General features: G+C 69.4%; 17 protein-coding genes and 2 tRNA genes. 12 read left to right on the forward strand and 7 right to left on the reverse strand.

The features are described 5' to 3' along the window. Positions 1–4: 4 nt before the first annotated feature. The gene (locus AC1U89_RS02860) at positions 5–976 is read right to left on the reverse strand and encodes a glycosyltransferase family 9 protein (protein ID WP_479898160.1); all 972 of its coding nucleotides are present in this window, start codon (positions 974–976) and stop codon (positions 5–7) included. Then, on the reverse strand, positions 973–2,139 hold the full coding sequence (locus AC1U89_RS02865; RefSeq protein WP_479898161.1) for a glycosyltransferase family 4 protein: 1,167 nt from the start codon (positions 2,137–2,139) through the stop codon (positions 973–975). The genes AC1U89_RS02860 and AC1U89_RS02865 overlap by 4 nt, the downstream gene beginning before the upstream one ends. Before the next feature lie 56 nt (positions 2,140–2,195). Between AC1U89_RS02865 and AC1U89_RS02870 the strand changes: the two genes are divergently transcribed. Together AC1U89_RS02870 and AC1U89_RS02875 are read left to right on the forward strand one after the other, a co-directional pair. Next, positions 2,196–3,068: an alpha/beta hydrolase gene (locus AC1U89_RS02870; protein WP_479898162.1), complete on the forward strand. Its 873-nt coding sequence runs from the start codon at positions 2,196–2,198 to the stop codon at positions 3,066–3,068. 71 nt (positions 3,069–3,139) lie between these two features. After that, complete coding sequence (locus tag AC1U89_RS02875; protein WP_479898163.1) at positions 3,140–3,496, forward strand: hypothetical protein; 357 nt, start codon at positions 3,140–3,142, stop codon at positions 3,494–3,496. Positions 3,497–3,502: 6 nt separating this feature from the next. Here AC1U89_RS02875 and AC1U89_RS02880 read toward each other — a convergent pair whose 3' ends face one another. Further along, a complete protein-coding gene (locus AC1U89_RS02880) occupies positions 3,503–4,363 on the reverse strand; it encodes an SDR family oxidoreductase (RefSeq protein ID WP_479898353.1) in 861 nt (286 codons plus the stop codon). A gap of 203 nt (positions 4,364–4,566) precedes the next feature. On the opposite strand from AC1U89_RS02880, the gene AC1U89_RS02885 reads away from it, so the two are divergent. The 4 genes from AC1U89_RS02885 to AC1U89_RS02900 all read left to right on the forward strand — a co-directional run bounded on the left by AC1U89_RS02885 (position 4,567) and on the right by AC1U89_RS02900 (position 7,352). Then, positions 4,567–4,641 (forward strand) — tRNA-Gly (locus AC1U89_RS02885). A 46-nt stretch (positions 4,642–4,687) separates the two neighbouring features. Then, positions 4,688–4,762: transfer RNA gene (locus tag AC1U89_RS02890), tRNA-Gly, on the forward strand. Positions 4,763–4,895: 133 nt separating this feature from the next. Continuing rightward, complete coding sequence (locus tag AC1U89_RS02895) at positions 4,896–5,531, forward strand: hypothetical protein (protein ID WP_479898164.1); 636 nt, start codon at positions 4,896–4,898, stop codon at positions 5,529–5,531. A 63-nt stretch (positions 5,532–5,594) separates the two neighbouring features. Beyond that, complete coding sequence (locus tag AC1U89_RS02900) at positions 5,595–7,352, forward strand: DUF885 domain-containing protein (protein WP_479898165.1); 1,758 nt, start codon at positions 5,595–5,597, stop codon at positions 7,350–7,352. A 6-nt stretch (positions 7,353–7,358) separates the two neighbouring features. Here AC1U89_RS02900 and AC1U89_RS02905 read toward each other — a convergent pair whose 3' ends face one another. Then, a complete protein-coding gene (locus AC1U89_RS02905; RefSeq protein ID WP_479898166.1) occupies positions 7,359–8,009 on the reverse strand; it encodes a hypothetical protein in 651 nt (216 codons plus the stop codon). 93 nt (positions 8,010–8,102) lie between these two features. On the opposite strand from AC1U89_RS02905, the gene AC1U89_RS02910 reads away from it, so the two are divergent. The 3 genes from AC1U89_RS02910 (at position 8,103) to AC1U89_RS02920 (ending at position 10,269) form a co-directional block, all read left to right on the forward strand. Beyond that, positions 8,103–9,020, forward strand: coding sequence for a sugar kinase (locus AC1U89_RS02910; RefSeq protein WP_479898167.1), 918 nt, complete (start codon positions 8,103–8,105; stop codon positions 9,018–9,020). Positions 9,021–9,160: 140 nt separating this feature from the next. Further along, positions 9,161–9,547 (forward strand): helix-turn-helix domain-containing protein, encoded by a 387-nt coding sequence (locus AC1U89_RS02915; RefSeq protein ID WP_479898168.1) that lies wholly within the window; start codon positions 9,161–9,163, stop codon positions 9,545–9,547. Between the two features lie 32 nt (positions 9,548–9,579). Continuing rightward, entirely contained in the window at positions 9,580–10,269 is a 690-nt protein-coding gene (locus tag AC1U89_RS02920; RefSeq protein ID WP_479898354.1) for a DUF6456 domain-containing protein, read from the forward strand. Between the two features lie 88 nt (positions 10,270–10,357). Here AC1U89_RS02920 and AC1U89_RS02925 read toward each other — a convergent pair whose 3' ends face one another. After that, on the reverse strand, positions 10,358–10,810 hold the full coding sequence (locus tag AC1U89_RS02925; RefSeq protein ID WP_479898169.1) for a PA2169 family four-helix-bundle protein: 453 nt from the start codon (positions 10,808–10,810) through the stop codon (positions 10,358–10,360). 41 nt (positions 10,811–10,851) lie between these two features. Continuing rightward, the gene (locus tag AC1U89_RS02930; protein ID WP_479898170.1) at positions 10,852–11,205 is read right to left on the reverse strand and encodes a hypothetical protein; all 354 of its coding nucleotides are present in this window, start codon (positions 11,203–11,205) and stop codon (positions 10,852–10,854) included. Positions 11,206–11,322: 117 nt separating this feature from the next. Here AC1U89_RS02930 and AC1U89_RS02935 point away from each other — a divergent pair, with 117 nt between their 5' ends. Next, positions 11,323–11,616, forward strand: a complete 294-nt coding sequence (locus AC1U89_RS02935) for a hypothetical protein (RefSeq protein WP_479898171.1) — start codon at positions 11,323–11,325, stop codon at positions 11,614–11,616. 9 nt (positions 11,617–11,625) lie between these two features. Here the strand turns inward: AC1U89_RS02935 and trhO are convergent, their stop codons facing one another. After that, on the reverse strand, positions 11,626–12,573 hold the full coding sequence (gene trhO / locus AC1U89_RS02940) for an oxygen-dependent tRNA uridine(34) hydroxylase TrhO (protein ID WP_479898172.1): 948 nt from the start codon (positions 12,571–12,573) through the stop codon (positions 11,626–11,628). Between the two features lie 92 nt (positions 12,574–12,665). Here trhO and AC1U89_RS02945 point away from each other — a divergent pair, with 92 nt between their 5' ends. Together AC1U89_RS02945 and AC1U89_RS02950 are read left to right on the forward strand one after the other, a co-directional pair. After that, positions 12,666–12,827 carry a hypothetical protein gene (locus AC1U89_RS02945; protein WP_165185581.1) on the forward strand — a complete coding sequence of 54 codons (162 nt, stop codon included), beginning with the start codon at positions 12,666–12,668 and terminating at the stop codon, positions 12,825–12,827. Positions 12,828–12,915: 88 nt separating this feature from the next. Continuing rightward, positions 12,916–13,290 (forward strand): TonB family protein, encoded by a 375-nt coding sequence (locus AC1U89_RS02950; RefSeq protein WP_479898173.1) that lies wholly within the window; start codon positions 12,916–12,918, stop codon positions 13,288–13,290. Positions 13,291–13,297: the final 7 nt, after the last annotated feature.

The following is a 13,297-nucleotide window of genomic DNA, read 5'->3' on the forward strand; positions in this document are numbered from 1 at the left end:
GGGGCTACTGCGGCAGCAGGGCGATCGCCGCGCTGGCCACGGTGCTGACCGGCAGGGCCTTCAGGTCCGGCGAGCGGATCACCGCCACGTGGCCGCGCGGCCCGCACAGCTCGGGGTCCGAGGCGTCGGAGAACAGGGCGATGGTCGGCGCGCCGGCGGCCGCCAGCAGGTGGGTCGGGCCGGTGTCGTTGCCCACGGCCAGGGCCGCTTTGGCGCCCAGCACGGCCAGCTGGGCGAAGTCGGTGCGGCCGGTCAGGTCGCGGGCCTGGCCCACGGCCTTCTGGATTTGGCGGGCCATGGCGCTTTCCTGCGGGCCGCCGATGATCACGATGTCCAGTCCGCGCGCCTTCAGCAGCGCCGCCAGCTGGGCGTAACTCTCGACCGGCCAGCGCTTCTCGGGCCGATGGGCCGAGCCGCCCGGCACCAGCAGCACGTAGGGCCGCGGGGCGGGGGCGCCGGCCACGGGGCGCGGTTCCTTGATGCGGCGCAGGATCCATGACAGGTCCGGCGCGGGCGCGCCGCCGGGCTCGGTCGGGGCGTCGGGCCAGATGCCGGCCTGCTTCAGCTGGTCGGCCTGCCGCTCCAGCGTGTGCATGTGGTAGCGGGCCTTGCCGCGCTGGGGCAGCGAGCAGCCCGCCGCGATCCCCGACCATTGCGGCGGGAACGGGCGCAGGGCCTGGAAGTACCAGTTTGTGCGGCTGTTGGTCTGCAGGTCGTAGACGCGGTCGTAGCGGGCCTTGCGCAGCCGGCCGAGCAGGGCGGTCAGGTCGCCGAAGTCGCTGGGACGCCCGTCGGTCTCGACGCTGTTGAAATACGGCGACAGCTTGGCCAGGGCCTCGAAGGGCGGGGTGGTCAGCAGGGTGATCTTGGCGCGCGGGTGGGCCTCGCGGATCTTCTTCATCGCCGCCAAGGCCAGAACGAAATCGCCGAGGGCGCCCAGCTTGATGACCAGGACCTTCTTGATTTCCTTGCTCAACTTTTCGTCTCCAGAACGCGTGCGTAGACCTTGAGCGTTGCTTCGACCATCGCGTCAACAGAATACAATTTTCGGGCGCGGGCGCGGGCGGCCATGCCCATGACCTGGCGGCGCGCCGCCCCCGCCTCGCAGGCGTTGGAGAGGGCTTCGGCCCAGGCCTCGGCGTCGCCCGGCGTGACCAGCCAACCGGTCTCGCCGGCGACCACCGTCTCGCGCGCCGCGCCGTGATCGGCGGCCAGCACCGGCTTGCCCATCACCTGCGGCTCGACCGCCGTGCGGCCGAAGGCCTCGGGCTCCAGCGAGGGGGCGATGGCCAGGTCGGCGACCAGATAGGCCGCCGGCATGTCGTCGCAATGGCCCACCAGCTTAACGCTGTCCTGCAGCCCGGCCTGGGCGATCATGTGCTCCAGCTCGGCGCGGTAGGTCTTGCGGCCCTGGTCGTCGCCGACCAGCAGCAGCAGCACGCGGGTGTCGGACACCGCCTTAAGCCGCGTCACCGCCTCGATGACCAGGGCCTGGCCCTTCCAGCGGGTCAGGCGGCCGGCCAGCAGCACCTTCAGCCGGCGGTCCTCGGGCGACACGCCCCAGGCCTCGCGCAGGGCCTTGACCCGTTCGGCCGAGACCAGGCCGGGCTCGAAGCGGGTCAGGTCGACGCCGCGCGGGATGGCCACTACGCGGTCGGGCGAGATCCCATGCTCGGCGATCACGTGGGCGCGGGTGTATTCGGAATTGGCGATCACCAGGTCGCCCTTGGTCATCACCGCATTGTACCAGCGCTTGAGGCTGGACTTGGCGTTGTAGACCCCATGATAGGTGGCCACGAACGGGACCTTGGTGGCGTGCGCCGCCCACAGGGCGCTGAAGGCCGGGGCGCGCGAGCGGGCGTGGACCAGGCTGACCTTCTCGCGGCGGATCAGGTCGATCATCCGTGCGGCGTTGCCCAGCATGATCAGCGGGTTCTTGGACTGGGCCGGCATCTGGGCCAGGCGGCCGCCGTCGGCCTCGAGCCGCGCGGCCATGCGGCCGCCCTTGGTGGCGACCAGGGCCTTGCCGCCCTGGGCGATCACGCCGTGGGCCACGTCGATCGTCGTCTGCTCGGCGCCGCCGGTTTCCAGTTCCGGAGTCACCTGCAGAAGAGTGAAATCGTCGGGGAGGATGGACACGCGTTGCTCTAACCGGGTTAGGGGGTCGTAGTTATCGAAATGAACAAGGCCGCGCCATGACCGATTCCCTTCAGCACCTCGTTCGCAACGACAATCTGCGGTTGGCGTACCGCGTCGTCCACGGTGTCCATCCCAAGGTTGTGTGGCTGGGCGGATTCCACTCCGATATGACGGGGACCAAGGCCCAGGTCCTGGCCGACCAGGCCAAGGCGACCGGCGGCGGCTATCTGCGGTTCGACTACTTCGGCCACGGCGAATCCGACGGCGCCTTCGAGGACGGGACGATCAGCCGCTGGCGCGAGGACGTCCTGGCGGTGATCGACGACCTGACCGAGGGGCCGCTGGTGCTGGTGGGCTCGTCGATGGGCGGCTGGCTGGCCTGCCTGGCGGCGATCGCCCGGCCCGACCGGGTCAAGGCCCTGGTGCTGATCGCCCCCGCGCCCGACTTCACCGAGAAGCTGATGGAGCCGGAGCTGTCGGACGAGGCGAGGGCGGCCATCGCCCGCGACGGCCGCTGGATCCGGCCCTCCGAATACGACGACGGCGGCTATGCGATCACCCGCGCTCTGCTGGAGGACGGGGCGCGGTGGTCGATCCTGCCGGGACCGGTGCCGATCGAGGTCCCCGTGCGGGTGCTGCAGGGCGGGGCCGACCCCGACGTGCCCTGGACCCACGCCCTGGAGCTGGCCAACGGCCTGACCTCCGACGACGTGGTCTTCACCCTGATCAAGGACGGCGACCATCGGCTGTCGCGGCCGCAGGACCTGGAGCGGCTGGTCGCGGCCGTGGCCGAGGCGCGCGTCCTGGCCGAGCCGGTCGACGACGACCCCGTCGCCCGCCGCCTGGCCCGCGCCGCCCGCGCCCGCGCGGCGGGTCAGGCGCCAGCCACCGCCTGGGCGGCCGCCGACATGGGGCCGGACGAGGACTAGGGCGCTTGATCGCAGGGCGGCGTCTGTCGCAGACTGCAGCCGGAGCGTGTGGCTCCTCGGGGGATTTTCGAATGATGAAACGCGCGACCTGCGCCGCCTTGGCCCTGGCGCTGACCGCCGCCGCGCCGGCTCGAGCCGAAGCGCCCGAGACCACGACCGACCTGAAATGCCTGGTGTTCGCCATGAGCATGGCCGGCAATTCTGATCCGAACAAAGCCGCCGTGGGCACGATGGCGGCCCTCTACTTCCTGGGCCGGATCGACGGGCGCGAGCCGAAGCTGGACCTCGAAAAGCGCCTCGCCGCGCCGGACCTGCAGATCAAGCCGGCCGATCTGCCGACCCTGGGCGCGACTTGCGGCGGCATGCTGACGACCCGCGGGAACGACCTGACGACCATGGGACAGCACTTCCAGGCCGCCGGGAAATAGGACGACTCAGCCGCCCGCCGCCAGGATCGCCGCCAGGCCTTCGCGATAGGTCGGGTATTTCGGCCGCCAGCCCAGCTCGGCCTTGGCCAGGGCGTTCGAGACGCGCTTGTTCTCGGCGTAGAAGCGGCGGGTGGCGGGCGACAGGCCCAGTTCATTGAACGGCAGGTCGGGCGGCACGGGCGCGCCCAGCAGGCTGGCGGCGTGCTCCATCACGTCCTGCGGCGGCGCGGGCTCGTCGTCGACCAGGTTGTAGACGCCGCCGGCCCGGGGCCGGTCCAGCGAGGCCAGCAGGCCCGAGACGATGTCGTCCAGGTGGATGCGGCTGAACACCTGGCCCGGCTTGACGATGCGGCGGCCTTCGCCGGCCCGCAGGCGGTCCAGGGCGCTGCGGCCGGGGCCGTAGATGCCCGGCAAGCGGAAGGTGGTCACCGTCAGGCCCATGCCGCGTCCCACCTGGCGCCAGTCGCGCTCGGCGCCGACGCGCCGGGCGCCCTCGACCGACTGGGCCTTCAGGGGCGAGCTCTCGAACACCCAGCGGCCCTCGAAATCGCCGTAGACGCCGGTGGTCGACAGGTAGCCGATCCAGTCGGGGAAGGCCTGGGCCGCGGCCAGGGCGGGGATCGTCGCCTCCAGGCCCGGACAGCCGTCGGCGGTGGGCGGGGCGGTGACCAGCACGGCGTTGACGCCGGTCAGGGCCGCGGTCATGGCGGCGCGGTCCTCGGTGTCGACGGGCTCGATCCCCAGGGCGCGCAGCTGGTCCGCGCGCGCGGCGTCCCGCGCCGTGGCCGCCACGCTCCAGCCCCGGCCGATCAGCGCCCGCGCGAAGGCCTGACCGACATAACCCAATCCGAACACGAACAGACGCAAGGCGCTCAAGTCCCCGAAACGAAGGGGCGAATGAGTGTATGAAACCGAGGTTTGCGCAAGGGCCGATCCTCTCCCGACGGGGGAGGCGCGACACGTTGTCCACAATGACGCGTCCGAACCCGCTTCAGACCGCTTGCCAACCGCAAGGCGCTCTGCCATAAGCCGCCTCCTCGTCGCGGGGCGCTGTTTCAGCCCCCGCCGATGCGGGCGTAGCTCAGTGGTAGAGCACAACCTTGCCAAGGTTGGGGTCGAGAGTTCGAATCTCTTCGCCCGCTCCATTCTCCGGTCCTCCGGCGATGGAACGAGACCCGAAATATCCCGGATGCGGGCGTAGCTCAGTGGTAGAGCACAACCTTGCCAAGGTTGGGGTCGAGAGTTCGAATCTCTTCGCCCGCTCCAATTTCCCCCCAAATTGAAGCGTGACGCATCCGGTGGGCGGCTGTTAGCTCTGCCACGGAACCCCGTTGCGCGCCCCACCGTTCCTGAGCGGTGATCACCTGCGCGGAGCGGGCGGGACTGGGGATGTCGGACAATGATCTGTTTCAAGCTTGAACGAACGCGGGCGGCCCACGTGGCGGCGCTGGCGACCCTGTTGGCGCTGACGGGGGCGGTCCACGCCCAGGCGGCCCAGGCCAAGCCTGAATATCCGACCCGGAAGCCCGCGGCCGAGGCCGGGAGCGCCAAGCCCGCCAAACAGGTGACGCCGCCGGTTTCGTCGACGACGCCCGAAAGCGCCGAGCCCAACCCCGGCGGCTGGACCGAGGTGCGCAAGAAGTCGGTGGACATCGGCACCCAGCCGGTGCGCGACGTCGGCATCATGAAGCGCCAGGTCCCGCCGATCCTGGTCAAGGCGCAGAACGATCCCTACAGCCTCAAGGGCCTGAAGACCTGCAAGCAGCTGGCCGCCGAGGTCAGCGATCTCAACGCGGTGCTGGGCGACGACTTCGTGGTCGGCAACGAGATCAAGGAGAACCGGGCCGGCAAGCTGGCCGAGGCGGGCGGCAAGACGGTGATCAACTCGATCATCCCGTTCCGCAGCCTGGTCCGCGAGGTCACGGGCGCCGCCCCCGCCGACCGCCGGCTGAACGCCGCCCTCGACGCCGGCTACGCCCGCCGGGGTTTCCTACGCGGCGTGCACGCCAACCGCCGCTGCAAGACGCCGTTCTAGGTCGAGCTTCTAGTCCCTGGCGATTCCTGATCTAACCTCGTGGTGAACCTGCGGGGAGTTTCCATGTCCAAGCGCGTCCTTCTGGGCCTCGCCCTGGTTCTGGCCCTGAACGGCGTCGCCGTCGCGGCCGCGCCCAGCGCCGCCGACCAGTTGGCCCAGGCGGTCAAGGCCTACGAGGCGGCCGGGGCGGGCGAGGACGACGGCGAGGGCGGGGCGGACGACGCCTCGCGCTTCAAGTTCCCGCCGGTGGGGCCCAAGGCCGACGCCGATCGCAAGGCCTTGCTGACCTCGGCCCGCCAGGCGCTGGACGGCGTCGACCTGGCCGCGCTGAAGCCCGACCAGCGCCTGACCCACGCCATCCTGAAATGGAGCCTGGACGAGCGGCTGGAGGGCCTGTCGTTCGACGAGGCGCGGATGCCGTTCAGCACCGACGGCGGCTTCGACGTCATCCTGCTGTACCGCGCCAACGGCATGCACCTGAAGTCCGAGGACGAGGCCAGGCAGTGGATCGCCCTGCTGGCCCAGACGCCCGACTGGTACGCCGCCAACATCGCCAACGCCTGGCGCGGGGTGGCGACCGGCTTCGTCCAGGCCGTGCCGACCGCCCAGGCGGTGCTGGACCGCGCCCGCCGCACCGCCGCCACGCCCCTGGCCGACGAGCCGCTGCTGGCCCCGCTGCGCGACCTGCCGACCGCCATCCCCGCCGACCGCCGGGCCGCCCTGCTGGCCGCCGGGACCAAGGTGATGACCGACAAGGTCGCCCCCGCCCGGGCCGGCTTCGTCACCTTCATGGAGACCGAATACCTGCCGCACGCCGCCAAGAGCCTGGCGGTGTCGGACCTGCCGGACGGCGCGCGCTACTACGCCTTCCTGGTGCGCCGCCACACCACCACCGACATGACCGCCGACCAAGTCCACGCCCTGGGCCAGTCGGAGGTGGCGCGCATCCGGGCGCGCATGGAGGTCGTGATGAAGCAGGCCGGCTTCCAGGGGGACCTGCCGGCCTTCATCGCCTATCTGCGCAAGGACCCCCGCTTCTACGCCACCAGCCGCCAGCAGCTGCTGGAGAAGGCCAGCGAGATCGCCAAGCGGGCCGACGACCAGCTGCCCGCCCACTTCGGGACCCTGCCGCGCCTGACCTATGGCGTGCGCCCGGTGCCGGCCAGCATCGAGCAGGGCTACACCACCGGCCGCTATTTCGGGGGCGATCCCAAGACCGGCCGCGCGGGCGGGCTGATGATCAACACCTCGGCCCTGGACCAGCGACCGCTGTACGAGCTGCCGGCTCTGGTGCTGCACGAGGGCGCGCCCGGCCACCACATCCAGACCGCCCTGGCCCAGGAGCAGACCGGCGTCCCGGACTTCCGCAAGACCGTCTATTTCAACGCCTACGGCGAGGGCTGGGGCCTCTATTCCGAGTGGCTGGGCGAGGAGATGGGGATCTATCGCGACCCCTACGAGCTGTTCGGCCGGCTGTCCTACGAGATGTGGCGCGCCTGCCGGCTGGTGGCCGACACCGGCCTGCACGCCAAGCACTGGACCCTGGACCAGGCCAAGGCCTGCTTCGTCGAGAACACCGCCCTGTCGCCCACCAATATCGACGTCGAGGTGGCCCGCTACGTCTCCTGGCCGGGCCAGGCCCTGGCCTACAAGGTGGGCGAGCTGAAGATCCTGGAGCTGCGCAAGCGGGCCGAGGCGGCGCTGGGCGACCGGTTCGACGAACGGGCCTTCCACGACGCGGTGCTGCTGAACGGCTCGCTGCCGTTGGCGGTGCTGGAGGCCAAGATCGACGCCTGGATCGCGGAGCGGAAGAAGAGGTAAGCTGTATTAGTTTATCTGCTTGGTGCCTGAGGTTTTCGCCTCGGCGGTGAGCGAAGTCTCGAGCGCTTCTCGGCTCTGATCCAATGCGTCAACGACAAGGGCCATATTCTCGGTGGCAGATTTCAAGATCTTCTTATTTTCATCCCTGTTTCCAGCCTTCATGGTTTGGGCCAATTCTTCAAGTTCACTTAAAGCTGTAGCCATGAGTGCCACATATCTGCTGAAGCAAACTATGGATTGTGAAGAATGTTTTAAGTGTTCCGTGAACGTGGACGCTGTGGTGAATTCGGCTTTCAAGCTGTGGAAATACATTCTAGCGTCGCCGTAGCTCGGTGGAATGCCCTCCTTTAAAACTCGACCGACAGATCGTATCCGTCCTTCGATAAAATCAGCCATCGCCCGTATCGCATTGCGAGAGATTTCGGCGTCTTCATCTCTTTGGCGTTCGCTGGCAGCCCTCACGGCAGCCGCTTGATGCTCGATGTAGAGAAATCCGAATGCGATAGCACCTATCGAGCCTACGGCTTGCACCCAGGCTGCGGTAACATCGCTCCAAAAACTATTGGCAAGACCTAGGCCCAGAACGAATCCAAGAGATAAGCATATGCCACCGACAGTTAGGATGGTGCTTCGGCCGATCTTCAACGGTTTTGCCAACTGCCCCTCCCACAAGCCTGAGTTCGCAGGGTGAACTATGGCTTAGGAGCAAGGTGGAAGCTATTACCCTGGCAAACGAGGGGACCCCGTCACATGGCCAAGATCACCGTCCTGGGCGAATGCATGGTCGAGCTGTCGCCGGAGGGCGAGGGCCTGCATCGGATGGGGTTCGCGGGCGATACCTTCAACACCGCCGTCTACATGGCCCGGCTGGGTGACGACGTCGCCTACTGCACCGCCCTGGGCAAGGGAGACCCGTTCAGCGACGGCGCCCTGGCCGCCATGCGCCGCGAGGGGCTGGACACCCGGCTGGTGCGCGAGGCCGAGAACCGACTGCCGGGCCTGTACGCCATCGTGCTGGACGAGAACGGCGAGCGGAAGTTCCACTACTGGCGCGAGCGGGCGCCCATCCGCGACCTGTTCTCGCAGCACACCGCCGACCAGCTGATCGCCGCCGCCAAGGCCAGCGACCTGGTCTATCTGTCGGGCGTGACCCTGGCGGTGATCGGCGACATCGGCCGCGCGCGGCTGAAGGACATCCTGGCCTACGTGCACTCGCTGGGCGTGGCCGTGGCCCTGGACTTCAACTACCGCCCGGCCCTGTGGGCCTCGCCCGAGGCGGCGCGTGAAGCCCTGGACGGCGTCGTGCCCGCCTGCCGCTTCGTCTCGCTGAGCAGCGAGGACAGCCGCCCGCTCTACGGCCGCGAGGCCGAGGATCTGGCGGCCGAGTGGGCGACCGCCGGCGCCGAGGTGGTGGCGCGCGACGAGAGCCACGCGGTCAACGTCCACACCCCTGAAGGCCGCATGGCCACCCCGGCGCCGGCCCGGGTCAAGGCGCTGGACACCACCGGCGCGGGCGACAGTTTCAACGCCGCCTACCTGTCCTCGCGCCTGGCCGGACTGCCCGTCGAGACCGCCGTGGCGCGCGGCCACGACCTGGCCGCGGCGGTGGTGACTCGCAAGGGCGCGATCATCCCGGCGGCCTCGATGCCCGTTTGGCCGCGGGGATAGAGCGGGGTCAGGTCCAGCGCAATCAAAGGTTTATATTCCTACTGGACGCGCGTAATAGGAAAGTTATCCTCACCCCTGGAATATCGACCTAGGATTCGGGTCGAAGGCGTCACGGGGACGCCGTTCGCAGGGGGAAGCCGATGCTGGCTCAAGCTCTCGAGGATCTCTGGGCCATCTCGCCCGACCCGCGCCGCGACAAACTGACGGCGGCCTTCATCACCCACACGGTGGCCCTGGCCACCGGCGTCGCGCCCAGCGACATCGCCTCGACGGGGCGGACCAGCAAGGCGGCGGCGCGGGCGCGGCAGATCGCCATCTACCTGGCGCACGTCAATTTCAACTGGCCGCTGATCCGGGTGGCCTTCGCGTTCAACCGTGACCGCACCACCTGCGGCCACGCCTGCCACCGCATCGAGGACATGCGCGAGAACGCCGACTTCGACGCGCGGATGAGCGTGCTGGAGGCCTGCATCAAGCAGGCGCCGGACGCCATTCCGGAGCTGACCGAACTGGGGCCGGAGCGGTGAGCGGCGCGGCGACGGAGGCGGCGTTCCAGCGGATGCTGGAGGCCGAGCGCCTGGCCGGCCGGGCCGAGCGGCTGCTGCGGCGGCCGGGCGCGCTGATCGAGGTCAAGGGCCTGGGCTACGTGGTCCGGTTCGGCCCGCGCCGGGCGGCCATGCTGACGGTGGACGAGGCGGCGTTCCGCGTGCTGGCCCGCGACGGGGCCCTGGCCGCGCGGCGCGAGGGCGGCTGGCGGCTGGTCAAGCCGCTGGCCCCGCCGACCCCGCCGCCGGGCCGTCCGGGGGTGATCGAGGGAGAGCGGGTGGTGATCGAGGGCAGCGACCAGCACGTGGTGCTGAAGGCCAATCTGGGCGAGTCGCCCCTGGCCTGGCTGGCCCGGCGCGGCGGGCTGGAGGATGTGGAACTGCTGGCCGGCGAGCGGCTGCGCGAGGACTTCCAGAAGGCCGGCTCGATCGGTCGCCTGACCATGGACTGGGACGCCCAGCCGCGCGGCGACGGCGGCGGCCAGCGACTGGAGCCGGCCCTGAGGGCCCGGGCGGCCAAGGACCGCATCGCCGCGGCCCTGGCGGCGGTCGGGCCGGGCCTGCGCGAGATGCTGGAGCGGGTGTGCCTGGCCGAGACCGCCCTGCAGGTGGCGGAGCGAGAACTGGGCCTGCCGAGGCGGGCGGGCAAGACGGTGCTGAAGCTGGCGCTGCAGCGGCTGGCGATGCACTACCGGATGGCCTAGGGGCGGAGGAGGGGACACACACTCGCCCTCTGCGCCCGGCCATCCTGGCTCAGGCCTTGCCGCGAGTGTGTGTCCCCCAAGTCGGTCGCTAATGCTTCATCATGTGCTTGATGTCGCGCATCTGGTCGTGGCCGGACTTGACCGAGGTCCAGGCCTTCTCGATCGCGGCGCGGGTCTGGGCGTCGACGTCGGTGTCCTGCAGGGCCTTCTCGAACTTGGCCTTGATGAAGTCCTCGCCGGACTCGACCTCGCTGACGATGGCCTCGTCGCCCTTGGTCAGGCTGTCCTTCAGGTTGACGAAGGCGCGGTGGGCGGCGGCCAGGATGGTGCCGTCGTCCTTGGCCTGGCCGCCCAGGCGGCGGACCTCGTCCTGCAGGTCGGAAGCCACCGAGCGGCGCTCTTGGGCGCGCTGGGTGAACAGGGTCTTGAAGCGGGCGCCGTCGGCGTCCTTGGCGGCTTCGGCATAGCCGTCGGCGCTGTCGATGGTGGTCTCGACCAGGCTGTTGATCAGCTTGATGTGGTCTTCGTTGGTATGGGCCATGAGGGGCTCTCCTTGAATGGGGGCGAGTTGCGTGGGGAGGCCTAACGCGGCGCGGGCTCGGAAGGTTCGAAGCGCGACTTCAGCGTCGAGGCCTGCGCGCCCAGGAAGCCCCAGGCGGTGGTGGCGGCGGCCAGGGTCGGACCGCGCGTGCGGCGGTTGATCAGCAGGGCGGCCACGGCGCCGGCGCCCACCAGGGCCAGGGCCAGCGGCACCTTGCGGCCCGCCAGGATGATCCGGCCCTGGGCGTCGGGCTTCAGGGCGTAGTCGGCCGGCGGCTGGACCGCGTAGGGATCGGCGGTCTTGTGGAACAGGCCCGAGACCTTGTCGGCGAGACTGGACAAAAGGCCCTGGCGAGCGGCGGCGGGCGTGCCGTAGGAGGCGTCGTAGGCGGCCATGGAGAGGCTCCTTGGAGAAGAGGAGCCTCGATAACGCGGGGCCGGCGGGGATGATCCCGTCGGCCTTGCGCAGATCGCGGTCGCGGCTATGGTCAAGGTTGTTGAGGGCGGCGCGCGATGCATAGCTGGTGGTTCGCGGTGGTTGTCGCGCTGGGCGTGCTTCAGATCGCCTTGGTCTTCATCAGGCCCGCATCGGACATTCCGCGCATCAAGCGCGACTACGAAGCCAATGGCGCGCGCGTGTCACGGGTCTCGCCGGCCGGCTTCGACCTGGCCCTCTTCAGCTTCAGACGCGACTACTATTACCGGAAGTATCGGATCGTCGTGGACGATCCCTTCACGGGCCGGTCGACCTATCTGGTCGGCGTGGCGGCGTCCTGGTTCTCCGACAAGCTCAAGCGTTACGACTAGGGCGCGGAGTCAGACGTCCGGCGTTTCGGGGCGCGGCATCACCGCGCCCACGTGTTCGATGCCCAGTTCCTTGGCCCGGGCCGCCTGGCGGTGGCGCTCGGCGTAGCGGGCCTTGGCTTCGTCGTCGCGGGCGTCGTGACAGGCGGGGCAGGAGACGCCCTCGACATAGTGCTCGCTGGCTCGGTCCTCGGGGCTGACCGGCATGCGGCAGCCCCGGCACAGGGCGTGGGTCCCAGGCTCAAGGCCGTGGCCGACCGCCACCCGCTCGTCGAACACGAAGCACTCGCCGCGCCACAGGCTGGCGTCGGCCGGCGTGGTCTCCAGATAGTTCAGGATGCCGCCCTTCAGGTGGAAGACGTCCTCGACGCCCTCGCTCTTGAGGAACGCCGTCGACTTCTCGCAGCGGATGCCGCCGGTGCAGAACATCGCCACCTTGGGCGGCGGGACGGCCGGGTCCCAGGTCTCGCGGAAGGCGCGGAACCAGGCGGGGAAGTCGCTGAAGCTGGCGGTGGCCGGATCGATCGCGCCCTCGAACGTGCCGATGGCGGTCTCGTAGGCGTTGCGGGTGTCGATCACCACCACGTCGTCGCGGGCGATCAGGGCGTTCCAGTCGGCGGGCTCGACATAGGTCCCGGCGTTGGCGGCGGGGTCCAGGTCGCCGGCCCCCAGGGTGACGATCTCGCGCTTGATCCGCACCTTCATGCGATGGAACGGCAGGGTCTCGGCCGTGGCGAACTTCAGCTCCAGCGTGTCGCAGCCGGGCAGGGCGCGGATGTGGTCCAGCACCTGGTCGATGGCTTCGGGCGTGCCGGCGATGGTGCCGTTGATCCCCTCGCGGGCCAGCAGCAGCGTGCCCTTCACGCCCAGGCCGCAGCACAGCTTCGACAACGGCCGCATGATCGTCAGCGGGTCGGCGAAGGTGGTGAAGCGGTAGAGGGCGGCGACGCGGAAGCTCATGGCCTGGGCTGATAGGCGCTGGCGCCCAAATCCTCAAGGACGGCTTCTCAAGCGTCAGTGGAACTATCGCCAAACACGGCGGTTACATCGGCATGAGCATCCTGATCGTCGTCCTCGTCGCCCTCATCCTGCTTGGCCTGGCGCTCTATGCGGTCCAACGCAGCCCCATTCCGTCGCCGGTCAACTGGCTGATCCAGCTGGTGCTGATCGTGATCGCGATCTGGTTCATCGGGACCCGGGCAGGGTTCTTCTGAAATCGAGTGAGCCAGCGCGTGAGGCTTGCGTGGCGGCCGCGCTGCGGCTAGCCCAATTCCCATTGCAAGCGTTGCCGTGGGGGCGATCATGAAGTCGTGGATTCTGTTGGGGCTAGCGATCACCGCTGTCTCGGGCGCGTGCCACGCGGCGGAGACAGCGCGCGCGGTGAAGCCGTCCGAATGGCGAGCACGGCCCACCGGGGATATGGCTTCCCGGTACTATCCCGATCGCGCCCAACGGATGGAAGTGGGCGGCCGAGCGGTCGTGGACTGTCGCGTCACCCCCGAAGGCAAGCTGGAAGACTGCAAGGTGCTTTCCGAAAGCCCCATGGAATACGGGTTCGGAGAAGCGGCGCTCCGGCTTACCCAATTCATGGAATTGGCTCCGCCGAGCCAGAAGGACGTGCGCAAGGGCAGGCTGCGCAGGACAATACCGGTGGGTTTCGCGGTCCCGCGTTCCTAGCGGCGGC

It is taken from the genome of Caulobacter sp. 05T431 (assembly GCF_056665975.1).

What these genes read in the sequence shown, in the direction of transcription:
- AC1U89_RS02870 (WP_479898162.1), top strand. Translation starts at nt 2,196, where the DNA reads ATGACCGATTCCCTTCAGCACCTCGTTCGCAACGACAATCTGCGGTTG.
- AC1U89_RS02875 (WP_479898163.1), top strand. Translation starts at nt 3,140, where the DNA reads ATGATGAAACGCGCGACCTGCGCCGCCTTGGCCCTGGCGCTGACCGCC.
- AC1U89_RS02895 (WP_479898164.1), top strand. Translation starts at nt 4,896, where the DNA reads ATGATCTGTTTCAAGCTTGAACGAACGCGGGCGGCCCACGTGGCGGCG.
- AC1U89_RS02900 (WP_479898165.1), top strand. Translation starts at nt 5,595, where the DNA reads ATGTCCAAGCGCGTCCTTCTGGGCCTCGCCCTGGTTCTGGCCCTGAAC.
- AC1U89_RS02910 (WP_479898167.1), top strand. Translation starts at nt 8,103, where the DNA reads ATGGCCAAGATCACCGTCCTGGGCGAATGCATGGTCGAGCTGTCGCCG.
- AC1U89_RS02915 (WP_479898168.1), top strand. Translation starts at nt 9,161, where the DNA reads ATGCTGGCTCAAGCTCTCGAGGATCTCTGGGCCATCTCGCCCGACCCG.
- AC1U89_RS02920 (WP_479898354.1), top strand. Translation starts at nt 9,580, where the DNA reads ATGCTGGAGGCCGAGCGCCTGGCCGGCCGGGCCGAGCGGCTGCTGCGG.
- AC1U89_RS02925 (WP_479898169.1), bottom strand. Translation starts at nt 10,810, where the DNA reads ATGGCCCATACCAACGAAGACCACATCAAGCTGATCAACAGCCTGGTC.
- AC1U89_RS02930 (WP_479898170.1), bottom strand. Translation starts at nt 11,205, where the DNA reads ATGGCCGCCTACGACGCCTCCTACGGCACGCCCGCCGCCGCTCGCCAG.
- AC1U89_RS02935 (WP_479898171.1), top strand. Translation starts at nt 11,323, where the DNA reads ATGCATAGCTGGTGGTTCGCGGTGGTTGTCGCGCTGGGCGTGCTTCAG.
- trhO (WP_479898172.1), bottom strand. Translation starts at nt 12,573, where the DNA reads ATGAGCTTCCGCGTCGCCGCCCTCTACCGCTTCACCACCTTCGCCGAC.
- AC1U89_RS02945 (WP_165185581.1), top strand. Translation starts at nt 12,666, where the DNA reads ATGAGCATCCTGATCGTCGTCCTCGTCGCCCTCATCCTGCTTGGCCTG.
- AC1U89_RS02950 (WP_479898173.1), top strand. Translation starts at nt 12,916, where the DNA reads ATGAAGTCGTGGATTCTGTTGGGGCTAGCGATCACCGCTGTCTCGGGC.